We start from the raw sequence: 26,062 nt of genomic DNA on the forward strand, positions 1-26,062 counted from the left end.
GCCACTTCGATAGAGGGGTTGACAACGAGAGCGGGAACGAGCAGGTCGTTCCGCTCCCCCACAGGCACTCCGGCGGCGAAGGCCTTCCAGCTGATACCCGCCTCTTGGGCCACATTGATCAGGGCCGAATCGTTCCAGTGCGGATACCGCACAGTCCGAAGTGGAAGAGCCGTGCGTCGGCCCGACTGTACTGGTCGTCCACATAGAGTGCTGGAACACCGTCGCGCAGCGGGTATCCGCAGTCCTGGCAGTCGCCTGCCCAGAGCAACTGCATGAGGGAACGGGCTTCCTCCTGCCCGAGTTTGTTCAGGCAATCCTGACTGAAGGCCAGGTGCGGGAGTCCGGCCGAGCCGTCCGCGGCCTCCAGGACCACCCAGTCCGATGGGTGGCCGTGCTCCCGTGCCCTGCTCCACCACTCCTCCCCCAGCCGGATGTTGCCGAAGGAGTACGCGGTCACGCCGGCCATCAGGCAGCCGACCGGGTCGCCCAGATTCCCTTGGTTGACCGCCGCATCGTAGGCACGCGAGACATAAGCGTTCGCCATTTCGTGGTCTTCCCTGCGCAGGAGGACGCCAGCGTACGAGAGCGCGGCAAGCGGGATCTCGCCATCTGCGGCAACTCTCAGGGCCTCGACGGCTTCGTCCGACTGCCACTTCGACCTCAGCCAGTCCGAGTAGTGCAGGGCACTCCCGGGATCGCCGGCCTCGGTACCGCGCTTCCAGAGCGCTATCGCCTCGTCCTGGTTCCCCAGCTTTTCGTGGAGCAGGCCGAGGGCGCCGATCGACTCCCGTTCCCCGCCCTCGATCGCACGCTCGTACCACTCCCGTGCCGCTTTCAGATCCCCCCTCGCGAAGGACAGGGCACCCATGTTGTGAGCCCCGGTGGAGTCACCCAGGCAGGAAGCGCGCTCGAAGCAGCGGCCGGCACCGGAATAGTCTTTCTCCGCGGCCAGCAGCGCCCCCAGGTTGATCAGGCCGTCGGGATCGTCCGCCTTCGCGAGGGGGCGGAGCACCTCCTTGGCCACGTCCGGCCGACCCGCCACCCTGGCGACGGTCGACACCAGCACACGGCGCGTGTCGTCCACGATGCGCAGGGCCTCGTCCCACACCTGTCCCGGGAGCTCACTCGGACGGGACCGGCGCGCGGCGTCGGACACGAGGTAGTCGAACGGCTTCCACGTTCCTCCCCGGCCCGGTACCAGGGGGCTGGTTACGCCCAGCACGATCCTGGACGCCCAGTCCCAGGCCTCCTCCATGCCTTCCGGCCGCAGCGCCGGGCCGCCCGCCCGGTCGAGGAAGTACGCGTGGAGGCGTTCCAGGGACTCCGGCGCCAGCGCAGTGTCCACACCTGTGCGGGCGAGGGCGACGGCGGCCGCGACGAGCGCGGCACCCCGGGCGTTGCCTTTCACCCGGGAAGCGGCCTTCCACCGCTTGAGGACCTGCGGTCCCGCCGCAAGGTACTCCGCCACCCCGTGCGCCCTGTCGGCGTTCAGTGCCGCAACGACGCGCGGATCCTCGCTCAACGACGCAGCCTGCCGCTCGTCGTCGGTCCAGATCCGGTCCAGGGTGATGTGATGCGCTGCGCGGATCACTCTGCCCGGCGAGGACGGCAGGCGCGGCCCGGTGCTCCGCGAGAGCGACGGGCCGTCCTCCTCGTCCGTGTAATGCTCGTGGAACTCGGTGCGCAGCGTTGCAAGCACGACCGCGCCGCGGCGGACGAGCCGGTCGAGCAGGGACGGCGTCAGCCCGTCAGACCGCAGGTAGTTGTGCAGGTCGTCGAGCCATACGACCTTCTTGTAATCACTTCCGGAGGAGGAATGCAGGGAGGACAGGGCGGCGTCGGGGTCCGGCTTGCAGACCGACCAGTCCCGGAGATTGCGGACCATACCTTCGAACAGGGCCCTCGACTTGCCTGCGGCCGAATCCCCTGTCAGCAGCAGCATGCCGCCCGTTTCCGCCAGCGCTTCGAGTCGGGCGTCCACCTGCGCATCAACGCAGCGTGGCACGTATTGCACGACGTCCGGATGGCCGGAGGCATCCGGCGCGCGATGAACACCGAAGGAGACCGGGTCGGCGTCGGCGACAGGGAGCCAGTCGCCTTCGCAGGAGGCGGAGGCCTCGTGCACCACCTGCGGCGCCGGCCTGCCGATCTCCACCACCTCGGGACAGAGCCCTGCAGCTGCCTCCACCGCCCGCCGGAAGCCGGCATCGGCCACCATGACGGAGATGGGAACGGCTTCCACCCGCGCGTGACCCCACTGCGCGGGATCCCCGGAGACCACGCCGATCAGGTATTCGCCGACGAAGAGCGCGGCGCCCGACATCCCCTGCCATGGCGATGCGCCGGAGGTGTCGGCCGCGGGCGGCGGGGCGTGGGAACTGTCCAGGACATAGCGGCCGCGCAGGACGGATGATCCCGGCTTCAGCGTGCCCACGATCTGCTCGGTGTCCGGCCGCATCCCGTCCCGGAGCGAGATCCGCGGGTAGCCCACCGCTTCGCAGTTCTCCCAGGCGGCCAGGCCGGAAATCCGGCCCCACCGGACATCGGACATCCGGCACGTCGTGGCCTCCCTGACCAGGTCTTCATCCACTTCGAGCAGGGCCGCGTCGCACGACTCGTCGTAGCGGCGCCACACGAGGCGGCAGCTGCGCATCCCCGTCCCTCCGGGGACGGCGACGCGAGCAGCCCCACCCTCCCCTTCGAACAGGTGTGCCGAAGTGAGCACCAAGCGGGAGTCCAGTAGGAAGCCGCTGCCCTGCCGCGCTCCCTGGACGATGGCGATGCGTTCGACGGACCGGGCTCTCATCCGCCGCGCAGTCCGGACGGATGCTCGAAGTCACCCATGTCGACCTCGGCCTGATTTCCGATCTCGATCGGCCCGCCGTTGGCCGAGTCCTTCGGCTTCAGCTTCACGGACACCTTGTGGACGGCGTTCTGCGCCACCCCCACCTGGGCGTCGCCGGAGACCACCCATGCCTTGAACCCCGCCTTGGCCGTCGCGTCGCGCCGCAGCTCGACCGAGAAGTCCAGAGTGATCTCGTCGACCTCGAACCTGATGCGCTGGCCGTCCGCGGCGTGCACAGAGGCCATCAGCTGATCCCGCAAGCCCTGTACGGCCTCAGTGAGTTCCACGTTCTCCAACGGATCGCGCACGTCTCCGACTCCCCCGTTCGGTCCACCGTCAACCGCTACCACTATCACAGTGTCCCTGGCACGAAACGGCGATCCGGACAGTGCCTCCAGACACGGCGGGACGCTGTGTGGCCACGCAGCATCCCAGCCGACGCCCACCCGCCCTCGACTGCCCCCTACACACCAGAAGAACGCCAGGAGCCGCACCCTCAGGCCCCTGTGTGCCGCCATCACAAGGGAAAGTCGCAGTCGAAGGCGCACGGCCAGGGCAAGCGATGGCGGACCCACTGGAGCGACCCTGACAGTGTCCACAGACGGATCTGTTCAGTAGAGAGACTGACGCCAAGATGGCCCTGACGAAAGGCGTGAACATTTACACCCTCACAGACCGCCTCGGTCACGCCGATTCAGCGATTACTCTCCGTACTTACGTCCACAGGCTCTCAGGCGCTGGCGCCAAGGTCCGCCGGGGGTCGAGCCTCATGACGGCTCAAGGCGACGACAGCGACTCCGCCGTCGCGGCCGGCCTGCACAGTGTCAAGATGCACGGCATGCTGGACGAATCCCGCATCGAGGCCATTGGCAAAGAATTCGCGGACGACAAGACCGAACGTAACTTGAAGCTGGAACAACAGGGCGCATGGCGCGACTTCGCTGCCGAGGCCACGATCGGCGTTGCGGTGGGTGTCTCGACGGCGGCGATAGTTCCCGCTGGACCGGTAGCCGTGGTTGCTGTTCCTCTGGCCATCGAGACCATTGGCGGCGCTGCCAACACACAGTTCGGCAACGAAACCCTGCAGTGGCTCAAGGACCATGAGTTCGAGAACCACGACGAAGCAGCCCAGGGTATTGACAAGGCCAAGGCTGAAGGGCGGCAGAACGCGATGGGGCCCCTCCTCAACTACGTGGAGGCACACAACATGGAGAGCGGTGAGGTCCGCAAGCTGATGGGGACGGCCGAGGACGCGTACAACAGAGGCGGACGACTCAGCGACACCGACGACGCCCGGGGGTGGTGACGTATGAGGACACTTACACCTATCCACATCCTCCTGATGTGTTCCTTGGCTCTCGGAGTGAGCGCCTGCTCGGAAACGACGGATGAAACAGAAGCGGATGTGGCTGCCGCACAGCGCAAGGCATGCCAGGAACTTTTCGGCGCGTCCGGGCTGAAACAGATAGACCGTGGGGTCGAAGAATCCGAAGAGCTGCGTTTCAGGAGCCCGGCCTCTTTGGCCGATGCCCGATCTCGCCACCGTGATCAAGTCCGGAAGTGGACTCCCGAGAGTAAGCCAACCCCGTACATCGAGTCGAATATGTGCATGATCCGGACCGATATCTCCACGGGGATGCAAATCGGCCTCACATACAAACCTTCTCCCTTCCCTTTCGATACCGCTTTCGACAAAGGGACCAAGAACGGAATTATTTCGGAGCCTCGCCTGACGCAGGTCAACTCGGACGTGAAGCTCGTTTACGGGACCGATGAATACAGGGAAGCCAGATACCAGGTCTACGTGCAGTGCAAGGTACCGGGTACCCCGGCAGGACAGGAGCGCGAAGTCCCTCTGACGGGCGAGCTGACCGACACGCTCACCGACGGTGTGAACGTTCGAGACCATCTCGCGCTCCTCCTGCACTCGGCCCGCGTCATGGCGAACACGCTCGACTGCCAGAACAGGCCCGTCGTGCCCAGCACGCTGCCCGCCTGGGTAAAGGTCTCCTGAGCAGGACCCGTTACCACCTGGGAGGACCCGCCCCGAATCACAATCCTCCACGGCAGCCAGACGAGCCGGAGCGTGACGGTGATCGCACAAATCCCGGTCGTGATCAGCAGGAAAGACGAGGCGCACCCATGAACAGTCCCGGTAATGAAGTTGCGGGTGGACAGCCCAAGCCTCCGCTTCGGCTGTCGGTCGCACTCGGCATCGTCGCTCTGGTGTTCTGCGTCGGTGGCGCCGCCGTAATCGGCGCGCTGTGGTGGGTCGCCGACCGCGCGAAGGCTGATCTGTTGGACCAGGAGATGAACTGCTGCTGGGAAGACGGAGCGAATCCGGTCTGGATGAGCGGCCAAATAGGCATCCGCATCCCGGAGGCCGCATCCGACCGGCGTGCGGGTTACAAGGTAGGGCAGCGCTTCGACACGGGGCTCCTGTCCTTTGTCCTGCCGAGCCAGGAAGCAGAGACGTACACGAACCGACTTATGCGAGACGGCACCGAATTGATTCCGAACTCGGATCCTGAGAAGAAGGATTACCGCCCCGCTGCCCGCTTTGCTCACCTGGGGCTGGTGGAGCCGGAGATTCTCGTCCAGGGACTGAAAAGGGGCGGTGTCTGTCCTGATGAACTCACCACCCTTGAGGGGAAGTACCTTCAGCGCTGCGTCGACCTCTTCGCTCACGAGTTCAAGCCCGGCACGACTCGTATATACGTCCGGTCGACCATCGAACCGTCCGTGACCCCGCCTCCGGCGAGTACGGGGCCGTAGGTACGCGTACGCCCCGAAGCGCCCCTCTGGATGCGGGCCCACGCCCGCCGGCCGCAGCTTTGAGTGACCGACCGGGTGAGGCGACCGCGCCCCGCCGCCTCCCGGTGGCCTCCTTGGCGGGAGGGCACCGGGAACCCCACTACAGGGCAGGCATCCCCCCGCCTCCCTCAGGCCCATGCACTGCGCTTGACCGCGTAGCAGCACAGGCGGGTGCCGTAGAGGTCGAGGGCGTCGTCGGGGTCGGTCGCGTAGTGCGCGGTGATGTCGGGCCATCGGTCCCAGCCGTAGGGGCGGGCGTGGCGGCGGTCGTCGTCGGTGCACGTGAGTTCGACGCGTTCCGGGGTGATGGCGCGCTGTCGCAGCCACGCCTGCCATGCCGGGTTGCCGGCGGGTCCGGTAGTGTCCGGGTGGGTGTCTTCCGCGAATGCTTCGTGCGGGGCCGCCCGGTTTCGGAGCTGGGCGGTGATGTAGGCGGCGGGGCGGGCGGGACGCCAGTCGAGCCACCAGGACGTCAGCTCGGCGGCGATGTCGTGGACGTCCTTCCCCTGGTCGATGACGGGCCGCAGTGCGTATGCGAGGCGGCGCAGGCCTTCGCCCTGGGTCCATCCAACCAGCGGCCGGACCCGGCGGGCGATCCGGATGTCCTGGGCGACCTGCCGTGGGCTGCGGAGCGATGAGTTCCTGGACGGAGAAGCGGTTCGGGACCTCGTGCGCCTGCGCGGGGTGTCTTTCCACCTCCCCCCACCTCAGCTGTACGTAAGCGGAGCGGCCGCCAAGAGAATGGGGCTCACGCCCCCGGCAACCCGGCACGGCCGCACCGGAGTTGTCCACAGACCGTTCCCGTTTCCCGACGACCCGGGCCGTGAACCCTTCACCGTCCAGCCGGTTGCCGTGCGCCCGGTCGTAGACCGCCGGGACGGTGGCCGCGTAGACCGTGGCCGTGCCCGCGTACGGGCGCCCCGGAAGGTGCAGGTTACGCCGCGACCCGTGCCGCACCCAGACGAACGCACCCAGCGCGACAAGCCTCCTGGAACCTGAACCCGACTGAACCCGTATGCCGAGTGTACGTACGGCCACGGAGCGTAGACATCGCGGACGGCGACGTCGTCGAGGACTGGGTGGACGCCGAGTGCATCGCGATGCGGAACCTGGTCCTGATCAAGGACGGCAAGGTCCGCGAGCGGCACACGTACGGCATGGGAGACATGCCCTTCCCCCGGAGTGTCCGCGCGCACATGCGCGACGGCGGGACGCGCTCTCTCCGTCAGCTCCAGACAGTCAAGCCGGCGTTGACGCGGATGCGTCACGACATCCAGCAGGAGACGGGGTGCCTTGCGCACATCAACGCGTGCTTGACGCCTCCGGGGGGCCAGGGCCCCCGCTGCACCTCGACGAAGCGGAGATGGCAGAACTCGGGCGGCAGGCCGCGCTACGCCCGTCAGAACCGGCTTCTCGGTAGCCCCTCCCCCTCGGACTACCCGCCTATCGAGATCAAGCACTGGCTCGACAGGCCGGTCGCCCACATCGCCACGACGTTCACCGACCTCGTCTCGGCTGTCGACTGGCTGAAGGGAGAGCTCTCCGCCATGCACCCGGTCGACGCCGCCTCGTTCTCGATCGAGGACCGTGTCGCGTACTCCCACGCGACGTTGCGGCAGGCCGTCGCGGCAGACGCCGTTTACGGCTACTACGCGCAAGGGGGAAGCTTTGTCTCACGCACTTTGATCTCCTGTCCGCGCGGGGCTGCCGCGGGGGGCGGGACCCCGCTGCCCGGAAGGACGGGCGTAGGGATGCAACGGATAGGCAGGAGGGCCCGGCGATGGCCGCCGGGCCCTCTCGTGCGTAGGTAGTGCAGGCCGCCCACGACCCGAAGGACCTTGGAGACCCCGCACCGGACGGCCACCCGGCAATCGCCGCTGCTCGTATCCCGAAGAGACACCCAGAACCCGCCCGACACCCGTGATCAGAATTCACGCGGTCGATCGAGGATCAGAGCATGATGAGCAGACGCGTCTTCGGCTTGAGCTTTCTATTCACCGAACGACTCTGCACATATACCTCCAACTTGGGATTGTTCCCCGCCTTCACGGAGACGGTCCCCTGGATACCCGTGCCGAACAGAAGGTTGCGCGCCGCGTCGCCCGTGTATGCGCGGTCGGTGTCCTTCTCGACCACGATGACTTCCTTGTTCGGCTGAACCTGAGCCCGGGTGCCCAGCTGGTAGTAACACGAACCGCGTTCGTACGTCACGCCCGGATGCGAATCAACGAAAGGCCGAATCTCGATCTCCTTGTCGACCTTCAGGAGCCGGTACTTGTCGGCCGGGATCGGTTCGAGGTTCGCCCGCACCTCGTCGACCGATATGTCCTGGCCGACGGCGAACAGGTTCTTCGTGCCGCGCACGCCCTGCTCGCGGCCCCGGAGGAAGCTGGTGGCGGCAGCGCGCACGGTGCCGATCGCCTCCTCGACACCCTCCTGGGAATCCGCATCCCAGATGGCGATGTTTCCGGCCGGGAAACCGTAGTTCTGGGCGGTTCGCTTCGCCAGGGAGTTCGGAACGAGGATCGCGGAAGTCCAGTGGCCCGGAAGCTTGCCCATCTTCGCCGCGATCTTGTCGAGCCAGGGGCCGAGGATGGCCATGTCGCCGTCGTGCCGCCTGTCGCCGCCGGAGGCGTTCTCCTCGCCGTCCGTCACCACGATCTGGAGGAAGCTGTGCTCGCCGTACTCCTCCCAGATGTGGCCCAGGTCGTCCAGGGACTTCAGAGAGGCCTCGATGAGCGCCGTAGCGCCGTTGTTGACCTTGTACAGACCCCGCATGGACGGCAGATGCTTCACGTCCATGTCCCAGACCAGATTCTCCACCCTGTGGTCGAAGGAGTAGAGGCTGATCCGGGTCTCATGGCCGAGGCTGTCCGACTCGGCCTTCAGACCCGCCACGAACTCATCCACAACACGGATGAGCTGACTTTGGTGCTGATACATGGAACCCGAACAGTCCACTACCAGCGCGACGTGATTCACCTTGTGCTGGATCTTGTTGGCGGACACGTTTCTGCTCCTTTTCCGAGGCTCCCCGAGTGACGCTTTCACTCTATGGGGAGGCACTGACAACGGCGTTTGACGGACGATCACCTGCCTGCACCTGGCGCCCTGCTCGGCACCCAGGAGACGATCCGGAGTCCCCGGCCGTCAGCTCTTACGACCGTCCTGGGCAGCCGGCCGAGACCGGGCCCGTGGCGAGCCGCGCCGTCGTCCGGTTCCGACGCCGCCGTCACGGGCCGTGTGCTTGTCGTGGCCGACGACCGGACCGACGCCGCAGCCCTCAGCCGCCTGGTCGCAGAGCTCAAGACGCACGGCGCCGGGCGGGTGGACGTCGTCGCACCCGGCAACGTGCCCCCGGCCGCCGCCGGCCTGCTCACCGTGCGACTCGGACCCGCCACCCGCCCGGACGTCGCCCGCGAACTCGGTACCACGACGGCCCCCGACCACGCCGAGGGTTACGCCCTGCGGGTTTCGGCACACAGGCCCGGATCGGCGATAGCCCTCGGCGGCACCGACGTCGTGCCGCCCAGCATCACCGACCAGCAGGCCGAAGGGGCGGCAAAGCTGTACGGACGCAAGGTGTTCGTGTGGGACAACTATCCCGACAACGACTACGGGAACACCAGAGGACGGCTGCTCCTCGCGCCGTACGACAAGCGTGAGGCAGGACTGTCCGCGCACCTCACCGGCATCGTGGCCAACCCCCATGAACCAGCCGTACGCAAGCAAGGTCACCGTCTTCGGCACGGCCGACTTCACCTGGAACGACACGGCGTACGACGCACGCGCCAACTGGCGCCGCGCCATGGCCTACCTCGCGGGCGGCGACCGGGCGGCGACCGATGCCCTGCTGGTGTTCGGCGACCTGGAACACCTGGCGCCCACCTTCGGCGCCACGCCCTGGCAGCCGCAGGCTCCCGAACTCGCCCGCCGGACAGCGGCGTTCCGGGCCTCCTGGGACTCCGGCGACCGGGCCGACGCCGTGCGCGAGCTGCGCCCGTACGCAACCGCGATCCGGAACGCGCCCGCGGTCATCCGCGGGGGCGCCGTCCAGCCCGGATTCGTCACCGACGCCGGGCCCTGGCTCGACGCCACCCGGCTGTGGGGCGACGCAGCTGTGACGATGCTCGACGCACTCGACGCCTGGAGCGCGGGCGACAAGGACACGGCCGCGCAACTGCTCGCCGCATCACGGCGTCTGCGGGAACAGGCACGCGCCGTGCGGGTCGACCCGCCGCGCAATACCTGGGGCAGCGTCCAGCCCAAGGTCGGTGACGGCGTGCTCGACACCTTCCTCGCGCAGGCGGAGAGCCTCATGCGATAGGTCCCCCGGCCCCGCGCGCGGATGAACCGCACCATGAGCACACCAGCGAAAGGGCGTTCATGACGAACCATTCCCACCGGCTGCGAGGCCGCCCGCGCGTCTCACGACGGCGAGCGATCGTCGGCGGCCCGGCCGCCGGTCCCGTCCTCTCCCTCGCATACGAAGAGCTGTTCGGCATGGGCACCGCACGAAGGAACTGACCTGCCGACCCGAGCCGTGCCTGCCCCGATCGCGCAGTGTGCAAGGGCGGGCACGGCCCTGGCGTGGCCATGCGCCTGGTCCCGGGAATCGGCATTCCGCCCGGTCGGGGCGCCGAAACCGCTGGTCGTGCCTGTTCACCGGGGCGTCGGCCGGTCCGGGCCGCGCTGGTGGCCGACGTCGCGGACGAGGTCCAGGCCGAGGACGCGGTCGAGATGGGCGAAGGTCTCGAACTTGGCACCGGCCGGCACATCGGACCGTCCCGCCACATCGGCCAGCAGATCCAGCACGGCACCGACACCGAGATCGTCGACGAGCGCCGCATGCGACTGTCGCAGCAGGTCGGCGGGGATCGGCCTGGACGGCTCCTGCGCCCAGTCGGCCACCTGCTGACGCCACTGCCGCAGTGTGCGCCGGGCGTCGGCCAGCACTCCACCGGTGACCGTGACAGGTGTGCCGTAGGGGCGGCCGAGCAACAGCAGGCGCACGGCCAGTGGATCGGCGACCTCCGGTACGAGTACGTCCGGAAGGTCCGAGGAGAGAAGGTGGCCGGGGTCCGGGACACCCTCGTCCAGCGGCGCCGTACTGACCTGCCCCACATCGATCCGGACCCCGCCCATGGCGTCGTCCGTGTCGGTGCCCTGGGCGACCACGTGTACGTCGGCGGGGCCGCCGAGCGCCCCGTCCGGATGGTGGCCTGCGACGACGAGGGGCGGATGGATGCCGAGCGCCGTCATGACGCGGTCGAGCGCCCGGGCCTGATCGTGCGTCAGGTCCGGGGTGGTGAGGACCGTGACGACCTGCAGGCCGTTCAGCTCCGCGGTGCGCGCCAGTACGTCGCCGACCAGCGGCACACGCAGGTACACCGGACCGGCCCCGGTGCCGATGGCCGGCAGATGGACGCAGCTGCGCAGCAGGCGGCGGGGGGCGGCGGGGATCTCCACGAGGTGACCGGTGCGGGTGTCGGCGATACGCAGCATGTTCGGAGGCTAGTCGCGGGCACCACCCGCACGTGGGAGAAACCGGCCGGGGCGGCGGTGTTGCGAAGTGCGGAGCAGCACATGGGGCGAAGATGACGGGCCCGCGCCACTGCAGCCCACCAGTCCGCGCCGTTGACGCCTTATGACGGAAATATCCCTCAGGCGTATCGTGGGGTTCGGGTTGGTGCACGCTCACGTGCACGGCCCGGAAGGGCGGCCCCGGTGCGTATTGCCGGGGCCGTTGTGGCGTATTGCCTCCCGGCTACGTGGCGACGATGCCGGCGGCGTCGAGAACCTGCTCCGCCGATGTGCAGTTACCGTCCAGTACGGCCATGGTCATCGCGGTGTGTGCGGCCGAGGCGGAGGCGTGCGGTGGGATCACCAGGAACGAGAAGTGGTCCTGATGGCCGCGGGTGACGATCATTGTGCTGTCGTCGACGGCGGACCAGTCGATACGAATCTTCCGGTCACCGATGACCAGGTGTCCCGGGGCTTCGTCCCAGGCACTCGCGTCGAGGCCGACCCGTGCAATGGGTCCCAGCCTGACCGTCAGCGCGTCGATCAGGTCGGGCAACTGGCTTTTGATGTCACGGGAGCGCGGCCACCAGGCGCCGTCGAAGAACCCGGCCCGGCTGGAGGTCGTCTCCATCCGCAGAAGAGCGCTACCAGGCACCGGCTGATCACCGGTGTCCGCCAGGAGCAGGAGAAGCTCCGGGGTACGTTCGTCGGCAGTCATGAGATGCCACCTGTCTGGAGATCACCTGCTGAAGTCGGTAACCCTTGGTGTCGAAGGTCTTCACGCCCCGCCGCCCGGGGCCGTGCCCTCGGGAACGGCTCGTCGGGCGGCAGGCATCCGGGGAGATGCACCCTGGCCGCCCTCGGCGTCCCAGACCAGTTCCCGGGTCGAGTCCCAGTCGGCCTCGGCCGCGATCCGGAAGAACTCCGCCTCCCGGATCAGACCGCTCGCGGTGAGAACCCGCAAGGGATCGGTGGCTGCGGTCATCAGCCGGGCAGCTGTGGCCTGGCCGGTTTCCGGCGGGATCACCAGCAGGTCCCAGCGGCCGGTCGTGTAGGAGAGCAGCAGGAGCTTATGGGGGTCCTGTTCGGCCTTGAACCAGCCGACATGGACCAGATGCCCGGCGACGCGCACCTTGCGCGGGACGACCGGCCAGAACGTGGGGTTCACGGTGACCCGGGTGATCCGGCCCCACAACGGATCCAGTACGGCCGTCAGCGACGGCAGTTCCGCCGTCAGGTCGCGGGAGTGGGGCCACCATGCACCGTCGACCAGAGCCGGAGAGGTGCCGGCGGGCGCCAGCATGAGTCGGAGCGGCAACGAAGAAGGGGTCCGGTCTTCGACCGCGGACGTGTACTGAATGGTCGCGGTCATGACGCGAACCCTGCCCCGGGCCGGTCATGACCGGCCCGGTGTCGTGAATCGCCGAGAGCGGCACCCACCTGAAAGCGGGTGCGCGAATTGTCCTCGGTGACTCCAGGGTACTCCCGGCCGGACCGGACCGAGCCGGGCCGGGCCGTTCCGCTGCCGCATGGCCATGGGCCGTGTCCGGAGAGCGGCTACCGCGCCGACGACGGCACCGGCCGGCGTCCGAGGAACGCCACGAGCCGGTCCACGGCCGACGCGTCCGCGTCGACCGGAACGATCTGGCCGAAGGGCAGGTTCTCGCCCCGGTACTGCGGCGGCAGAGTGACCGCCGCGCGGGCGAGGGTTTCTGCCGCTTCCCGGTCGGTGTAGGGAATCGGCTGCCCGGTGGCGACCGCCAGGTCCCAGCCATGGGTCAGGTACTCCATGACGGTCATGCTGAACACCGTTTCGCCCGGCATGCTGCCGCCCGTGACGCTGACCTGTCGGTCGAAGCCGTACTTCTCCCAGCCCTCGACGACGCCGGCCGCGGCGGCGCGGAACTCGCGGGCGGGGTCGGCGCCGCATCTGTGGTTTGCCGCATCGGCTTCGTGGGACCGGCCCCGGGAGCCGGCCTCGAACACGAGGAGCCACCCGACGATGTGATTGATCAGAGCCTCGACGTCGTAGTCGTCGCACGGGGTCGGAAGGCTGAGTTGGCCGGCATCGACTCCCTCGATGACGTCGCCGGTCTTGGACAGCACACCCGCAAGGAGATCGACTTCGCTCATGGCCGGAGCCTATGCGGAGCCGGAGAAGCGGTCTTGAAGAAACACGACACCGCGGCCTCGTTAGCATGGTTCCGTGACCCGGCAGACCGATCAGGACACCCGCGGCATCGTCGACCCCCGCACCGGATTCGAGCACTTCGAGCTGACCCGGCACCTGCCCTCACCCGACCTGGCCTGGGCAGTCGACTGCTACTGGGTCGTTCGCTGGGACATGCCGGACGGGGAGTCCTACGAACAGCGCGTGATCCCGCACGCTGCCGTGCATCTGGTGTTCGAGGCCGGTACCGCCACGATCGAGGCCATTTCGCCGCACGAGTTCGTGCGACGGCTGGAGCGCCGTGGCCAGGTCTTCGGCGTCAAATTCCGGCCGGCGGGATTCCGGCCCTTCCTGCGTGGCCGGGTGTCCGCCGTCGCCGGGCAGCGGTTCGCGGCGTCGGCCGTGTTCGGCGCGGAGGCCGACGAAACGGCGCGTGTGCTGGCCGGGGCCGACGACGTGAACGGGTCGACGGCCGTCGTCGAGAACCTTCTCCGTTCCCTGGACGTACAACCGCTGTCCGCGACCGGGCCGTTGAACGCCGTGGTCGGCCTCGTCGTCGCCGACAGGTCGCTGACCAGGGTCGGCGATCTCGCCGATCGGCTGGGAATGAACACGCGCAAGCTGCAACGACTGTTCGCCGACCATGTGGGCCTCAGCCCCAAGTGGGTCATCAACCGGTGCCGGATCCACGAAGCCGCGGAGGCGGCCATGCGCCGGGCGTCCATCGACTGGGCGGAACTGGCCACCGAACTCGGTTACAGCGACCAGTCCCACCTCGTCCGTGACTTCACCGCCACCGTGGGCACCTCCCCGGACCAGTACACCCGCCGGGCCGCACGAACGCCGACGCACTGACCGTCACCCCGCCTCACGTTCAGGACGCAGGACCGCACCGATGTCACCCGTACCGACCGCGCCCGCTCGCAGCCGGAGCGCGGCGCGCCAGGACTGCTGACAGCGGGAGAGCGTCAGCGCTCCTCGGTCAGCTGCTCGTCCAGTTCGTCGAAGAGCAGCTCGCTGTGGCCGGTCTGACCGGTCCGGTAGGCGGATCGCGCCACCAGGTGGGCGGCGACCGGGCCCGTCATCAGCTGGAAGAAGCCGATCAGCGCGAGGGTGGCGAGATCCATGCCGCTGCGCAGCCGCAGGGCCACCCCGGCGAGGACCAGGAGCATGCCGAGCGTCTGCGGTTTGGTGGCGGCATGGCTGCGGGACAGCACGTCCGGCAGCCGCAGCATCCCGATCACACCGAGCAGACAGATGGCCGCACCGGTGAAGACCAGCACCGCACCGGCCGTGTCGAGGATCTGGAGCCAGACACTCACCGTGCTCCCCCCTCGCGTCCGTCGCTGCTTTCGGTTGCGTCCGCACCTCGCCGCAGCGCCGGCCGGTCGCGTGTGGCGATGAAGCGGGCGATGCCGACCGACCCCGTGAACCCGAGAAAGGCCAGCACCAGCATGATCGGGAAGTAGAACGGCTCGCGCGCGAAGGCGGACTTGGCGCCGAGACCCGCGATGATGAGGGCGGCGCACACGTCCAGCGAGATGGCCCGGTCCAGCATGGAGGGGCCTCGCCAGATCCGGGTGAGGAGCCCGGCTCCGGCGATGACGATCACGACGACGGCCGCGGTGAGCAGCACCCGGTCGACGGACTCCGGCACGCTCATGCGCCGTCCCCCCTTTCGTGCCTGATCGGTGGTGGTGGTTCGGCGACGCGGCCGATCTCGTCGGGGGTACCGAAAGCCCGTACCGTCAGCTCCTCGAGCCGCCAGACGGAGCGCCGCGCCGCGTCGAGTGCGGCGGGTCTGTCCGCGTCGAGGACATGCAGGAAGACGGTGGCCGTGGCGCGGCGCACTTCGACGACCGATCCGCCGGGCACATTCGACACGGCCACGGCGGTGGCCGCGAGCATCAGGTCGGAGCGGCAGCGCAGCGGTACGGCGATGACGGCGGCCCGGTGCGGATGGTCGACGAAGATCTGCCGGGTGACCCGTACACCCGAGGTGTACATGTCGTAGAGCAGATAGCCGGCGAGCATCAGGATGCCCCATGGGTGCAGGCGGAGCCCGAGGTCGACCCTGGGCAGCGGGAAGGCCAGGCAGACGGCGACCGCGACGAGCACACCGGTCAGTACGTTGGCCCAGTTCAGGCTGGACCACAACAGCACCCAGATGAGGGTGAGCCAGGCGATCAGCGGGAGGTCGAGCACACGTCCCCGCCCGCCGAACTCACAGCTGAAGGGCGGCAGGTCCTTGTTCCGGAAAGATGGCTTGATCAGGCGTTTCACCGGCCGAGCACCGCCTCGACATAGGAGGCGCGTGCGAGGAGTTCGGCGGCCGCGCGGTCGGTGTAGGAGGTCAGCGGTCCGGCGAACACGGTGAAGGCGAGTCCGAGGGCGACGGCTGCGGCGGTGGCCGCGGTCATCGGCCGCGGCAGTTTCGTGGTGGTGGTGACGGCGTGTCCGTGCAGGGTGGCCGCGACCGCGCGCCCGGCGGGCTGATGGCGGGGGCGGACCGGTTCGTCGCCGCTGCCCGGGATGTGGTCGGGGCCCTCGTCGGCGTCGTTGTCGTCCTCGTCGGAGTCGGACTCCAGGACGGTGCCGTACGCGGCCTGTCCGGGGGGCGCGGCCCGCCAGAACGCCAGGTTCCAGACCTTGGCCATCACGTACAGCGTGAGGAGGCTGGTCACGGCCGACCCGATGACGAGGATCCACGCCCAGACGCTGCCGTCGGCGACACCGGCCCGCATCAGCCCGAGCTTGCCGATGAATCCGGACAGCGGCGGGATGCCGGCCAGGTTCATGGCCGGTACGAAGAAGAGGACGGCGAGCAGCGGGGCGGCCTTGGTCAGTCCGCCGATCCGGGTGAGTTCGGTGGTGCCGCCCCGGCGTTCGATCAGCCCTGCCACCAGGAAGAGCGTGGTCTGGACGGTGATGTGGTGGGCGACGTAGACGATCGCGCCACCGTACGCGTCCCGGGTGGCGAGGCCGATACCGAAGACCATGTAGCCGATGTGGCTGATGAGGGTGAAGGAGAGCAGCCGCTTCAGGTCGGTCTGGGCGACGGCTCCGAGGATGCCGACGACCATCGAGGCGAGTGCGGCGGCCATCAGCAGGTCGCCGAGCCGGTTGCCGGGGAAGAGCAGGGTCTCCGTACGCAGCATGGAGTAGACACCGACCTTGGTGAGCAGACCGGCGAAGACCGCGGTGACGGGTGCGGGCGCGGTCGGGTACGAGTCGGGGAGCCAGGCGGCGAGCGGGAAGACGGCGGCCTTGATGGCGAAGACGGTGAGCAGCATCGCCTGGATCAGGGTCTGTACCCCGAGCGGGAGTTCGGCGAGCCGTCCGGCCAACTGGGCGAAGTTGGCGGTGCCGGTCGCCGCGTATGTCATGGCGATGGCGGTGAGGAACAGCATCGACGAGAACAGCGAGATGATCACGTAGGTGGAGCCTGCGCGGACGCGGGGTCCGGTGCCGCCGAGGGTGAGCAGGACGAAGCTGGCGACCAGCATGATCTCGAAGCCGACATAGAGGTTGACGAGGTCACCGGCGAGGAAGGTGCAGGAGACCCCGGCGACCAGGATCAGATACGCGGGGTGGAAGACCGCGACGGGTGTTACCTCGTCCCGGTCGGCCATGCCCTGGCCCAGGGAGTAGACCAGCACGCAGAGCGTGATGGCGGAGGAGACGGTCAGCATCAGCCCGGACAACCGGTCGGTGACCAGGGTGATGCCGAGCGGTGGTGCGAAGTCGCCGAGGTGTACGGAGAGCGGGCCGCGGGTGTCGGCGACGATCATCAGAGTGAGGGAGAGTCCGAGTACGGCGCTGAGCACGGCGACGCTGATGAAGCGCTGGACCTGCTTGAACCGGGTGCCGAAGGCGAGGCTCAGGCCGGTGGCGCAGAGCGGCAGCAGCACCGGCAGGGGGACCAGTGCGTTCATCCGGTGGCTCCTGGGTCGGCGTCGGCGGAGTGGTCCTGCTGCTGGGCGTAGTCCGCGGGGTCCGCGCCCAGTACGTCGTGCCAGAGGTCCCCGGTGGCGTACCGGCCGCGGGCCTGCAGGGCGCGGTCGGCGCGCAGCCTGGCCCTCAGGCGGCGGCGCTCCTCGCGGTACCGGGCGCGTTCCTCGTCCGTGACGTCCGAGGCGGCCCGGTACCGGTCACGCAACTCGTCCCGCTCCCCCAGTACCTCGGAGCGCAGCGCGATGCGCCGGTCCTCCAGGTCGTCGTGGACCTCGTCCGTGCCGGTCAACTGGTGGCTGCGGTAGGCCATGGCGAGGAGGAACGCCGTGGTGGCGAGGGTGATGACGATCGCAGTGAGCGCGATGGCCTGCGGCAGGGGGTCGGTGACCTGTCCCAGCGGGACGCCGTAGAGGAGCGGTTCCCGGCCGGCCGGTCCGCTCGCGGCGAGGACGAGCAGATTGATGCCGTTGCCCGCGATCACCGCGCCGAGCAGGATGCGGGTGAGGGGCCGGGTGAGCATGAGGATGCCGCCGACCGCGCACAGCACCGCGGCGGTGGCCAGGAGCGAGAAGCTGACCGTCATCCGGGCGTGCCTCCCGTCCCGGGTGCTGTTCCCGGTGGGGTGGCGGTGCTCGCCGCGGCTGCCTTTTCGACCGCTGCTCGCTCGATCTGCCGGTCGATCTTGGCGCCGAGGGCGCGCACGATGTCCAGCACCACGCCCAGGACCAGCAGATAGACGCCGAAGTCGAAGAGGACCGGGGTGCCCAGATGGTATGCGCCGATCAGGGGCAGCCGGCCGTGGTGGGTCCAGGCGTGCAGGACCGTTCCCTCGGCGAGGCCGAGCAGGGCGACGCCGGTGGAGATGAACAGACCGAGGCCGGTGAAGAGTCCGGGCTGCAGCGGCGCGGCCTCGGCGAGTTCGAAACGGCCGCCCGCCAGGTAGCGGGTGATCAGGGCGAGCCCGGCGACGAGCCCGCCGACGAAGCCGCCGCCCGGCATGTTCTCGGCGCAGAACAGCAGATAGACCGAGAGCACCAGGATCGGGTGGAACAGCAGCCGGGCCACGACCTCGAAGACGATCGAGCGGTGCTCGGGTGCGAGCGTCGAGCCGGCCGCCAGCCAGCTGCGCTCCGGTGCCCCTTCATCACCGTGCGGAAGTCCCGTCATCTCGGGGGCCGTCAGCGACCAGGCAGTACGCCCCTGCAACTCTTCCCGCAGTGACGATCCCTCGGTGCGGCGGTGCAGATAGATCAGGCTCGTCACCCCGATCGCCGCCGCCGCGAGCACGGCGGACTCCCCCATCGTGTCCCAGGCCCGCAGGTCGACCAGGATGGTGGCCACGACGTCCTTGAGGCCGTGGTGGGCGGTCTCCTCCACCATGGCCGCGCCTGCCGGGGCGGCCCTGCGGGCGGCCGCAGCGACCCACACCACCACGCCGAGCGTCGCCGCCGCGGCCAGCGCCACCGGAATGCGTACGGCACGCCGCCAGGTGCTGACCGACTCCTGGAAGTGCACCGGCATCCGCCGCAGCACCAGCACGAACACGATCATCGACACGGTCTCGACGCAGAACTGGGTGAGCGCCAGGTCCGGACCTCCCTGGATGACGAAGAGGAGCGCCGCGCCGTATCCGGTCAGCCCCGCCAGGACCACGGCCTTCATCCGGCGGCTGACGGTGAGACAGAGGAGTGCGGCCGCGCAGGTCAGCACGGCGATGGCGCCCTGCAGCGGGATGTCCCAGACCCTCGGGAGGGCCGCCCGGTGCCAGGGCCGGTCCACACCGAGGACGGTGAGCTGGCCGGCCAGCATCACGAGCAGGGTGGTGGCGAGGTAGACGGAGAGCGAGCCGCGCTGGACGAGGCCGGTGAGCTGGAGGGAGAGCCGTTCCAGGCCGAGCAGCAGGTGCCCGAAGACGCTGTCGGCGGTCGGCCAGGCGATCCGCCGGGAGAGCCTGGTCACGGTGGTGCGTACGGCGAAAAGCACCACGCCGCCCGCCATGGCGATGGCCGAGAGCAGGAGGGCGGTCCCGAATCCGTGCCAGAGCGAGAGATGGTACGGATGCGCGGACGGGGGGAACGTGTCCGCGTACGCACTGAGCAGCCGGTCGGTCCATCCGACGCCAGGTCCCAGCACCAGCCCGCAGACCGCGAGCAGAGCGGGCGACGCGAGGAACGCCCAGCCGACCCGGTGGACCGGAGTGTCCTCGACGCCGGGTTTGCGGGCGAAGGCGCCCCAGACGAATCGCACGGTGTACGCGACGGTCAACGCCGAGCCCGCGACCGTGACGCCCAGCGCCCAGCGGTCGGCGGTGTCTCCGTGCAGCAGCGCCTCGAACGCGGCCTCCTTCGCGGCGAAGCCGAGCAGCGGCGGCAGGGCGGCCATGGAAGCCGCGGCCAGCACCGCGACGGTGCAGACGTGCGGCAGCGCCTGGCCGACACCGGAGAGCTTGCGCAGATCACGGGTTCCGGCCGCGTGGTCGACGATGCCGGTGACGAGGAACAGCGGGGCCTTGAACAGGGCGTGGCCCAGGATCATGACGGCGGCGGCCAGTGCCGCGTCCCGGTTGCCGACCCCGGCGAGCAGGGTGAGGAAGCCGAGCTGGCTGACGGTGCCGTAGGCGAGGACGAGCTTGAGGTCGTTCAGGCGCAGCGCGCGCCAGCCGCCGAGCAGCATGGTCGCGGCGCCGAGGACGATCACGACGGGGCGCCAGACCGGCACGTCGGCGAAGCCGGGCGCAAGCCGGGCAACGAGGTAGACGCCCGCCTTCACCATCGCGGCGGCGTGCAGATAGGCGCTGACAGGGGTGGGCGCGGCCATGGCGTTCGGCAGCCAGAGGCTGAACGGCCAGATCGCCGACTTCGACAGGGCCCCGCACAGGATCAGCACCACCGCGACCGAGACGGCGAGGCTCGCCCCGGGCGGGTCGGCGAGGATGGCGGAGATCCGGTAGGTGCGCGCCGACTGACCGATGATCAGGAAGCCGACGAACATCGCGAGGCCGCCGAGCGTGGTCACGGTGAGCGCCTGGAGCGCGGAGCGGCGGCTGTGTTTCTGCTCGCTGTCGTACCCGATCAGCAGGTACGAGAAGACCGTGGTCAGTTCCCAGAACACATAGAGCGAGATCAGGTCGTCGGCGAGGACCAGGGCGAGCATGGCGCCCGCGAACGCCAGGAGGTTCCCGGCGAAGCCGGCCAGCTGTGGGGTCTCGTCCGTGAAGTACGAGGCGCAGTACAGCAGGACGAGCGTGCCGATTCCGGCCGCGAGCAGCACCATCAGTTCGGCCAGCGCGTCGAGCCGCAGATCGACGGTGACGTCGTACGCCGGCATCCACTGCCACGACCAGGTGACCGAGCCGCCGGACGCCGCGGTGTCCCACTGTGTGGCAGCCCACACGGTGGCGGCGGCCGGTGGCAGCGCGAGCACGATGAAGGCTCGCCTGCCCAGCGCTCGTACCAGCGGGCGCGCGCAGGCGGCCAGGACGAAGTGGCAGACGACGAGCGCGGTCATACAGCCCCGGGGGGCGTCCCGCGCCCGCCCCGGTCGGGCGTCCGGGGCCTGGGCGATGCGTCAAGGGCAAAGGGCACTAAATACAGATATATCCCCGAGCGTGCTTCACCCGTACGGCGCGCCGCGCCCCGCTCGGCGCAGTGGGTTCACTTGTGCTCGCCGCAGTGGATCTGGCGGGTGCGGTTACGGATCTCGGCACCGCCACCCCAGCGGGCAGCAGCTTCCGCAGCGCGGCCCACTCCGCCTCGGTACGCCGACGGGGATCACCGTGGCTCAACCCGGCCAGAAAACCCACCCGTTCGAACAACAGGCCCTGCCCGACCCGCTCACCACTGCTCTCGACGACGCCACGAAAGGCGCTACAGGTGGCCGTCGCCATCAACCTGGCCACGCCCACCACCCCCGCTTCCCCACACGATCCCGATCAGTTCGCCGGAGCGGCCGCATCACGGCACTCCGATCGGCTTGACGACTGACAGTCACACAAGGACACGGCCTCACCGCACCCCGTCGATCCGTCCGAGACCCCCGCAGGGAACCACAACGCGCGGGAAGAGCACAATCGTCAACATCCCACGACGCGGAGAACGAGGAAGGCTCCCCACTCACACAAACAGAGGAGACCACCACTGGACGGGAGGAAACGAGTGGCAGATCCCCAGCAGCCGCCCCCCATTTGCCGGTCGGTCTGAGCCAATCCCCCAACAGTCGAAGACCCTGCCCGTCGTGGCCGGCTGACCGTCCGCTCTTCCCCGTCGCTTCCCCCTACTTTTCTCGCTCTGGAGAGATCTGAGATGGCATCACCCCTGCGCGTCCTGATTCACGGCGGCGGCATCGGCGGACTCGCCCTCGCCACCGCGCTGGCCCGGCGCGGCCACACCGTCGAGGTCGCCGAGCTCCGCGACGAGCTGGACGCGCTCGGCGTCGGCATCATCCAGCCGTCCAACGCCCTCCATGTGATGCGGGAGATCGGGGTTCTCGACGACTGCCTCAAGGCGGGCTTCGAGTGGGAGATCCTGACCATCGCCGACCCGGCGGGCAACACGCTCGCCGAGATACCGCAGCCGCGGATGGGCGACGCCCCCTCCAACAACGGCATCCCGCGCCCCGCCCTGGCCCAGGTGCTGAACGCCGCCGCCGTCGCCGCCGGGGCCACGATCCGCTTCGGCACCACCATCACCGGGCTGACCGACGACGGCTCCGGCGTGGACGTCGCCCTCTCCGACGGCTCCACCGGCCGCTGGGACCTGGTGGTCGGCTTCGACGGCATCGGTTCGCCGCTGCGCACCCGGCTGTACGGGGACCGTTACGCCCCCGAATACACCGGCTTCGCCAACTGGCGCGTGACAGTGCCCCGGCAGCCTCGGGTGCGGGGTGTGGTGATGGGCACCGCGGGCAAGGAGGCCAAGGCGCTGCTCACCCCGATCACCGATGAACTGATGTACCTGGGTGCGGTGTTCGAGGAGTCCGAGGACTTCCGGCCGGACCCGGAGCGGGCCCATGAGCAGCTCATGGAGCGGCTGGCGATGTTCTCCGGACCGGTCGCCGAGGCGCTCGCCACCGTCACCGACCCGGCCGCGGTGGTGTACTCGCGGATCTCCCAGGTGACGGTCGAGGAGCCGTGGCACGTCGGCCGGGTGGTGTTGGCCGGTGACGCCGCGCACGCCTCCACCCCGCACATCGCGCAGGGCGCGGCGATGGCCGTCGAGGACGCTCTGGTGCTCGCCGAGTCGCTGGACGCCGAGGCCGATGTGGCCGCGGCCCTCGAAGCGTGGGAGGCACGCCGCCGCCCCCGGGCCATGTGGGTGCAGGCCATGTCGCGTGCGGTGCTCAAGCAGGAGACGGGCACCGGGACCACGCCCGAGGAGGACGAGCTGCTGAAGGTCGGCATTCCGGGCGCGGCGCATGTACTGGTGAAGCCCTACTGATCCGCGCGTTGCCGGACGGGCTCGGCATGCCCGGCCCGTCCGGCGCGTTCACGGCAGTACCGCCACCCCGTCGATCTCGACGAGAGCCTGCTCGTCCCAGAGTCTCGCCACGCCGATGACCGCCATCGCCGGATAGTCACGGCCCGCCAACTGCCGCCAGATGCGGCCCAGTTCCCCGACATGGGCCCGGTAGTCGGCCACGTCGGTGGCGTACACGGTGACCCGGGCCAGGTCCGCCGGGGCGCCGCCCGCCGCGCGCAGGGCGGTCAGCAGATTGGTGAGCGCCGTCGCGAACTGCTCGGGCAGGGCGGCGCCGATGACCTTGCCGTCCTGGTCGAGGGCGGTCTGCCCGGCCAGGAAGACCAGTTGGCCGCCGGTGGCAGTGACGGCGTGCGAGAAGCCCGCGGGCGGCGAGAGTTCGGCGGGGTTGATCCGGTGGACCGGACTCATGCGGACGCCTCCCGGTTCGCGTACAGCTCCTTGGCGATGATCGTGCGCTGGACCTCGCTGGCGCCCTCGTAGATCCGTGGGGCGCGGACCTCCCGGTAGAGGTGTTCGAGGAGGTGGCCACGGCGCAGGGCGCGGGCGCCGTGCAGTTGGACGGCGGTGTCGACGACGTACTGCGCGGTCTCGGTGGCGTACAGCTTCGCCATGGCCGCGCGGCGCGGCACTCCGGACTCCCCCGCGTCGTACGCGGCGGCGGCCGCGTACACCAGGAGCCGGGCGGCCTCGGTGCGGGTGGCCATCTCGGCGACCTGGTGGGAAACGGCCTGGAGGTCCTTCAGCGGACCGCCGAACGCGGTGCGTTCGGCGGTGTACGCGACCGTGGCATCGAGGGCGGCGCGGGCCATGCCGACGGCGAAGGCGCCGACGCTGGGGCGGAACAGGTTGAGGGTGTTCATGGCGACCCGGAAGCCGCGGTCCGGTTCGCCGAGCACATCGTCGGGGGTGACCGGGACGCCGTCGAGGACCAGGGCCCCGATGGGGTGCGGCGAAAGCATGTCGAGTGCGGTGCCGGTCAGTCCGGGTCGGTCGGCGGGAACCAGGAACGCGGTGACGCCACGCGATCCGGCGCCCTGGGTCGTACGGGCGAAGACGGTGTAGAAGTCGGCCTCGGGTGCGTTGGAGATCCAGCACTTCTCGCCGGTCAGCCGCCAGCCGTCGGGGGCGCGTTCGGCGTTCAGGGCCAGGGCCGCCGCGTCGGAGCCCGCGCCCGGTTCGCTGAGCGCGAAGGCGGCGACGGCGCGGCCGGCGCGCACCTCTGGGAGCCAGCGTTCGCGGTGGGCCGGGGTGCCTGCCTGGACCACGGGGTGGGTGCCGAGGCCCTGGAGGGCCAGTGCGGTTTCGGCCTCCGTGCAGCCGCGGGCCAGGGACTCTCGAAGCAGGCAGAGGTCGAGGGCGCCGGAGTTCAGCAGCCGGTCGAGGAGGCCGGACTCACCGAGTGCGGCGATCAGGGGGCGGTTGACGTGGCCCGGTTCGCCTTTTTCGGCGAGGGGGCGCAGTTGCTGCTCGGCAAGGGCTCTTAGCTCTTCACACCAGGCGGTTTGTGCCGGATCGAGCGAGAATGCCGTCATACCGGCGCCTCTCTTGTCGCGTCTCGTCTTCTCTTCTTATCGCGGACCGTTGACTACCGTCACCCAAACGATACGCTCCAGATGCGACAAGGGGGCGATCCGTCATGGACCCGAAGACCTCAGCGCACCTCGACACCTTCGCCAGGGAGCACCTGCCACCCCCGGACCAGTGGCCGGAACTGCTCTTCGACCTTCCCGAACTGCAGTATCCGGCCCGCCTCAACTGCGCGGCCGAACTGCTGGACCGTACGGTCGACCGCTTCGGCCCCGGGCGCCCCGCCTTCCGTACCCCCGACGGCGGAGTCTGGAGCTACGGGGAGCTGCGGGACCAAGTGGACCGGATCGCCCATGTCCTCACCTCCGATCTGGGGGTCGTACCCGGCAACCGCGTCCTGCTGCGCGGCCCCACCACACCCCATCTGGCCGCCTGCTGGCTCGCGGTGCTGAAGGCGGGCGCGATCGCCGTCACGGTGCTGGCCCAGCAGCGGTCCGCCGAGCTTGCCACCATCTGCTCGATCGCCCGGGTGAGCCACGCACTGTGCGACATCCGGGCGGTCGACGACCTGGTGAAGGCTCAGGTGCCGGGGCTGCGGATCACGGCGTACGGAGGTGACGCCCCGGACGATCTGCTGCACCTGGCCGAGGCCAGGACGGGGCCGTACCGTCCGGTGGACACGGCGGCGGACGATGTCGCACTGATCGCGTTCACCTCGGGGACCACCGGGCGCCCCAAGGGCTGTATGCACTTCCACCGGGATGTGCTCGCCATCGCCGACACGTTCTCGCGCCATGTCCTGCGCCCCACGTCCGACGATGTGTTCGCGGGCAGTCCGCCGCTCGGCTTCACCTTCGGGCTCGGCGGCCTGGTGGTCTTCCCGCTGCGGGCCGGTGCCAGTGCCCTGCTGCTCGAACAGTCCGGCCCGACGCAGCTGCTGCCCGCGCTCGCGGCCCACCGTGTCTCGGTGCTGTTCACCGCGCCGACCGCCTACCGCGTGATGCTCGACCACATCGACGAGCACGATCTGAGCGCGCTGAGGCGCTGTGTCTCGGCCGGCGAGAACCTCCCGGTCGCCACTTGGCGATCCTGGTACGAGCGGACGGGTCTGCGCATCATCAACGGCATCGGCGCCACCGAACTGCTGCACATCTTCATCTCCGCCGCCGACGACGCGGTCCGCCCCGGCACCACCGGAGTTCCCGTGCCCGGCTGGCAGGCCCGGGTGCTGGACCGCGAGGGCAGGCAGGTGCCGGACGGGGAGCCCGGACTCCTCGCCGTCCGCGGGCCGGTCGGCTGCCGCTATCTCGCCGACGAGCGTCAGCGGGACTATGTGGCGCACGGCTGGAATCTCACCGGCGACACCTATGTGCGCGAGCCGGACGGCTACTTCCGCTACGTCGCCCGCGCCGACGACATGATCATTTCCTCCGGCTACAACATCGCGGGCCCCGAGGTCGAGGACGCCCTGCTGCACCACCCCGCAGTGGCCGAGGCCGCGGTGGTGGGCCGGGCGGACGAGCTGCGCGGCCAGATCGTGGTGGCGTACGTGGTGCTGCGCGAGGGCGCGGAACTGGACGCCGACGAGCTGCGCACGTACATGAAGAGCGAACTGGCCCCGCACAAGTGCCCGCGCGTCATCGAGTTCCTGCCCGCTCTCCCCCGCACCGCCACCGGGAAGCTGCAGCGCTTCCGGCTGCGGGACGACTGACCCGGAAATACGGGTGCCTTGCTCCGCGCACACCCGGCAGG

Annotated in this window: 25 protein-coding genes and 1 pseudogene; 11 read left to right on the plus strand and 15 right to left on the minus strand. The window is 69.4% G+C overall.

The annotated features are described in order from the left end of the window. Window positions 1-118: 118 nt before the first annotated feature. Together OG953_RS10975 and OG953_RS10980 are read right to left on the minus strand one after the other, a co-directional pair. Entirely contained in the window at window positions 119-2,806 is a 2,688-nt protein-coding gene (locus tag OG953_RS10975) for a trypsin-like peptidase domain-containing protein (RefSeq protein WP_405683830.1), read from the minus strand. Then, window positions 2,803-3,153, minus strand: coding sequence for a trypco2 family protein (locus OG953_RS10980; RefSeq protein ID WP_405683832.1), 351 nt, complete (start codon window positions 3,151-3,153; stop codon window positions 2,803-2,805). Before OG953_RS10980 ends, OG953_RS10975 begins: the two co-directional genes overlap by 4 nt. Before the next feature lie 326 nt (window positions 3,154-3,479). On the opposite strand from OG953_RS10980, the gene OG953_RS10985 reads away from it, so the two are divergent. The 5 genes from OG953_RS10985 to OG953_RS11005 all read left to right on the plus strand — a co-directional run bounded on the left by OG953_RS10985 (window position 3,480) and on the right by OG953_RS11005 (window position 7,470). Beyond that, window positions 3,480-4,151, plus strand: coding sequence for a hypothetical protein (locus tag OG953_RS10985; protein WP_405683835.1), 672 nt, complete (start codon window positions 3,480-3,482; stop codon window positions 4,149-4,151). 57 nt (window positions 4,152-4,208) lie between these two features. Further along, window positions 4,209-4,859 carry a hypothetical protein gene (locus OG953_RS10990; protein ID WP_405683836.1) on the plus strand — a complete coding sequence of 217 codons (651 nt, stop codon included), beginning with the start codon at window positions 4,209-4,211 and terminating at the stop codon, window positions 4,857-4,859. A gap of 128 nt (window positions 4,860-4,987) precedes the next feature. Then, the gene (locus OG953_RS10995) at window positions 4,988-5,620 is read left to right on the plus strand and encodes a hypothetical protein (protein WP_405683839.1); all 633 of its coding nucleotides are present in this window, start codon (window positions 4,988-4,990) and stop codon (window positions 5,618-5,620) included. 296 nt (window positions 5,621-5,916) lie between these two features. After that, entirely contained in the window at window positions 5,917-6,297 is a 381-nt protein-coding gene (locus OG953_RS11000; RefSeq protein ID WP_405683842.1) for a hypothetical protein, read from the plus strand. Between the two features lie 384 nt (window positions 6,298-6,681). Beyond that, the gene (locus tag OG953_RS11005; RefSeq protein WP_405683844.1) at window positions 6,682-7,470 is read left to right on the plus strand and encodes a hypothetical protein; all 789 of its coding nucleotides are present in this window, start codon (window positions 6,682-6,684) and stop codon (window positions 7,468-7,470) included. A gap of 139 nt (window positions 7,471-7,609) precedes the next feature. Here OG953_RS11005 and OG953_RS11010 read toward each other — a convergent pair whose 3' ends face one another. Beyond that, window positions 7,610-8,668, minus strand: coding sequence for a VWA domain-containing protein (locus OG953_RS11010; protein ID WP_405683846.1), 1,059 nt, complete (start codon window positions 8,666-8,668; stop codon window positions 7,610-7,612). Window positions 8,669-9,181: 513 nt separating this feature from the next. On the opposite strand from OG953_RS11010, the pseudogene OG953_RS11015 reads away from it, so the two are divergent. From OG953_RS11015 to OG953_RS11025, 3 genes and pseudogenes are all read left to right on the plus strand, one after another. Continuing rightward, window positions 9,182-9,301: pseudogene (locus tag OG953_RS11015) on the plus strand (beta-N-acetylglucosaminidase domain-containing protein); the annotation flags it as partial. 67 nt (window positions 9,302-9,368) lie between these two features. Then, a complete protein-coding gene (locus OG953_RS11020) occupies window positions 9,369-9,986 on the plus strand; it encodes a beta-N-acetylglucosaminidase domain-containing protein (protein WP_405683848.1) in 618 nt (205 codons plus the stop codon). Between the two features lie 59 nt (window positions 9,987-10,045). Continuing rightward, window positions 10,046-10,186 carry a hypothetical protein gene (locus OG953_RS11025; RefSeq protein ID WP_405683850.1) on the plus strand — a complete coding sequence of 47 codons (141 nt, stop codon included), beginning with the start codon at window positions 10,046-10,048 and terminating at the stop codon, window positions 10,184-10,186. A gap of 135 nt (window positions 10,187-10,321) precedes the next feature. Here the strand turns inward: OG953_RS11025 and OG953_RS11030 are convergent, their stop codons facing one another. From OG953_RS11030 to OG953_RS11045, 4 genes are all read right to left on the minus strand, one after another. Then, on the minus strand, window positions 10,322-11,164 hold the full coding sequence (locus tag OG953_RS11030) for a hypothetical protein (protein ID WP_405683853.1): 843 nt from the start codon (window positions 11,162-11,164) through the stop codon (window positions 10,322-10,324). 262 nt (window positions 11,165-11,426) lie between these two features. Next, window positions 11,427-11,900, minus strand: a complete 474-nt coding sequence (locus OG953_RS11035) for a DUF5994 family protein (RefSeq protein ID WP_405683855.1) — start codon at window positions 11,898-11,900, stop codon at window positions 11,427-11,429. A gap of 60 nt (window positions 11,901-11,960) precedes the next feature. Beyond that, a complete protein-coding gene (locus OG953_RS11040; protein WP_405683857.1) occupies window positions 11,961-12,554 on the minus strand; it encodes a DUF5994 family protein in 594 nt (197 codons plus the stop codon). 185 nt (window positions 12,555-12,739) lie between these two features. Next, entirely contained in the window at window positions 12,740-13,315 is a 576-nt protein-coding gene (locus OG953_RS11045; protein ID WP_405683859.1) for a TIGR03086 family metal-binding protein, read from the minus strand. Between the two features lie 73 nt (window positions 13,316-13,388). Between OG953_RS11045 and OG953_RS11050 the strand changes: the two genes are divergently transcribed. Next, window positions 13,389-14,207 (plus strand): DUF6597 domain-containing transcriptional factor, encoded by an 819-nt coding sequence (locus tag OG953_RS11050; protein ID WP_405683861.1) that lies wholly within the window; start codon window positions 13,389-13,391, stop codon window positions 14,205-14,207. A gap of 113 nt (window positions 14,208-14,320) precedes the next feature. Here OG953_RS11050 and mnhG read toward each other — a convergent pair whose 3' ends face one another. The 6 genes from mnhG to OG953_RS11080 are packed head-to-tail and all read right to left on the minus strand — an operon-like array spanning window position 14,321 to window position 20,813. Beyond that, a complete protein-coding gene (mnhG, locus tag OG953_RS11055) occupies window positions 14,321-14,674 on the minus strand; it encodes a monovalent cation/H(+) antiporter subunit G (protein ID WP_405683862.1) in 354 nt (117 codons plus the stop codon). Continuing rightward, on the minus strand, window positions 14,671-15,015 hold the full coding sequence (locus OG953_RS11060) for a monovalent cation/H+ antiporter complex subunit F (protein WP_405683864.1): 345 nt from the start codon (window positions 15,013-15,015) through the stop codon (window positions 14,671-14,673). Before OG953_RS11060 ends, mnhG begins: the two co-directional genes overlap by 4 nt. Further along, complete coding sequence (locus OG953_RS11065) at window positions 15,012-15,635, minus strand: Na+/H+ antiporter subunit E (RefSeq protein WP_405683865.1); 624 nt, start codon at window positions 15,633-15,635, stop codon at window positions 15,012-15,014. Before OG953_RS11065 ends, OG953_RS11060 begins: the two co-directional genes overlap by 4 nt. Further along, window positions 15,632-17,287, minus strand: a complete 1,656-nt coding sequence (locus tag OG953_RS11070) for a Na+/H+ antiporter subunit D (protein ID WP_405683866.1) — start codon at window positions 17,285-17,287, stop codon at window positions 15,632-15,634. Before OG953_RS11070 ends, OG953_RS11065 begins: the two co-directional genes overlap by 4 nt. Then, window positions 17,284-17,889, minus strand: coding sequence for a Na(+)/H(+) antiporter subunit C (locus OG953_RS11075; protein ID WP_405683867.1), 606 nt, complete (start codon window positions 17,887-17,889; stop codon window positions 17,284-17,286). The genes OG953_RS11070 and OG953_RS11075 overlap by 4 nt, the downstream gene beginning before the upstream one ends. Next, complete coding sequence (locus OG953_RS11080) at window positions 17,886-20,813, minus strand: Na+/H+ antiporter subunit A (RefSeq protein WP_405683869.1); 2,928 nt, start codon at window positions 20,811-20,813, stop codon at window positions 17,886-17,888. Before OG953_RS11080 ends, OG953_RS11075 begins: the two co-directional genes overlap by 4 nt. A 794-nt stretch (window positions 20,814-21,607) precedes the next feature. Here OG953_RS11080 and OG953_RS11085 point away from each other — a divergent pair. After that, window positions 21,608-22,741 carry an FAD-dependent monooxygenase gene (locus OG953_RS11085; RefSeq protein ID WP_405683870.1) on the plus strand — a complete coding sequence of 378 codons (1,134 nt, stop codon included), beginning with the start codon at window positions 21,608-21,610 and terminating at the stop codon, window positions 22,739-22,741. Window positions 22,742-22,789: 48 nt separating this feature from the next. Here the strand turns inward: OG953_RS11085 and OG953_RS11090 are convergent, their stop codons facing one another. Together OG953_RS11090 and OG953_RS11095 are read right to left on the minus strand one after the other, a co-directional pair. Then, window positions 22,790-23,191, minus strand: coding sequence for a RidA family protein (locus OG953_RS11090; protein ID WP_405683871.1), 402 nt, complete (start codon window positions 23,189-23,191; stop codon window positions 22,790-22,792). Then, complete coding sequence (locus OG953_RS11095) at window positions 23,188-24,315, minus strand: acyl-CoA dehydrogenase family protein (protein WP_405683872.1); 1,128 nt, start codon at window positions 24,313-24,315, stop codon at window positions 23,188-23,190. The genes OG953_RS11090 and OG953_RS11095 overlap by 4 nt, the downstream gene beginning before the upstream one ends. A 104-nt stretch (window positions 24,316-24,419) precedes the next feature. Between OG953_RS11095 and OG953_RS11100 the strand changes: the two genes are divergently transcribed. Beyond that, entirely contained in the window at window positions 24,420-26,021 is a 1,602-nt protein-coding gene (locus tag OG953_RS11100; protein WP_405683873.1) for an AMP-binding protein, read from the plus strand. Window positions 26,022-26,062 lie beyond the last annotated feature (41 nt).

Origin of the sequence: Streptomyces sp. NBC_00057 (genome assembly GCF_045041165.1) — a bacterium.
Taxonomy (GTDB): domain Bacteria; phylum Actinomycetota; class Actinomycetes; order Streptomycetales; family Streptomycetaceae; genus Streptomyces.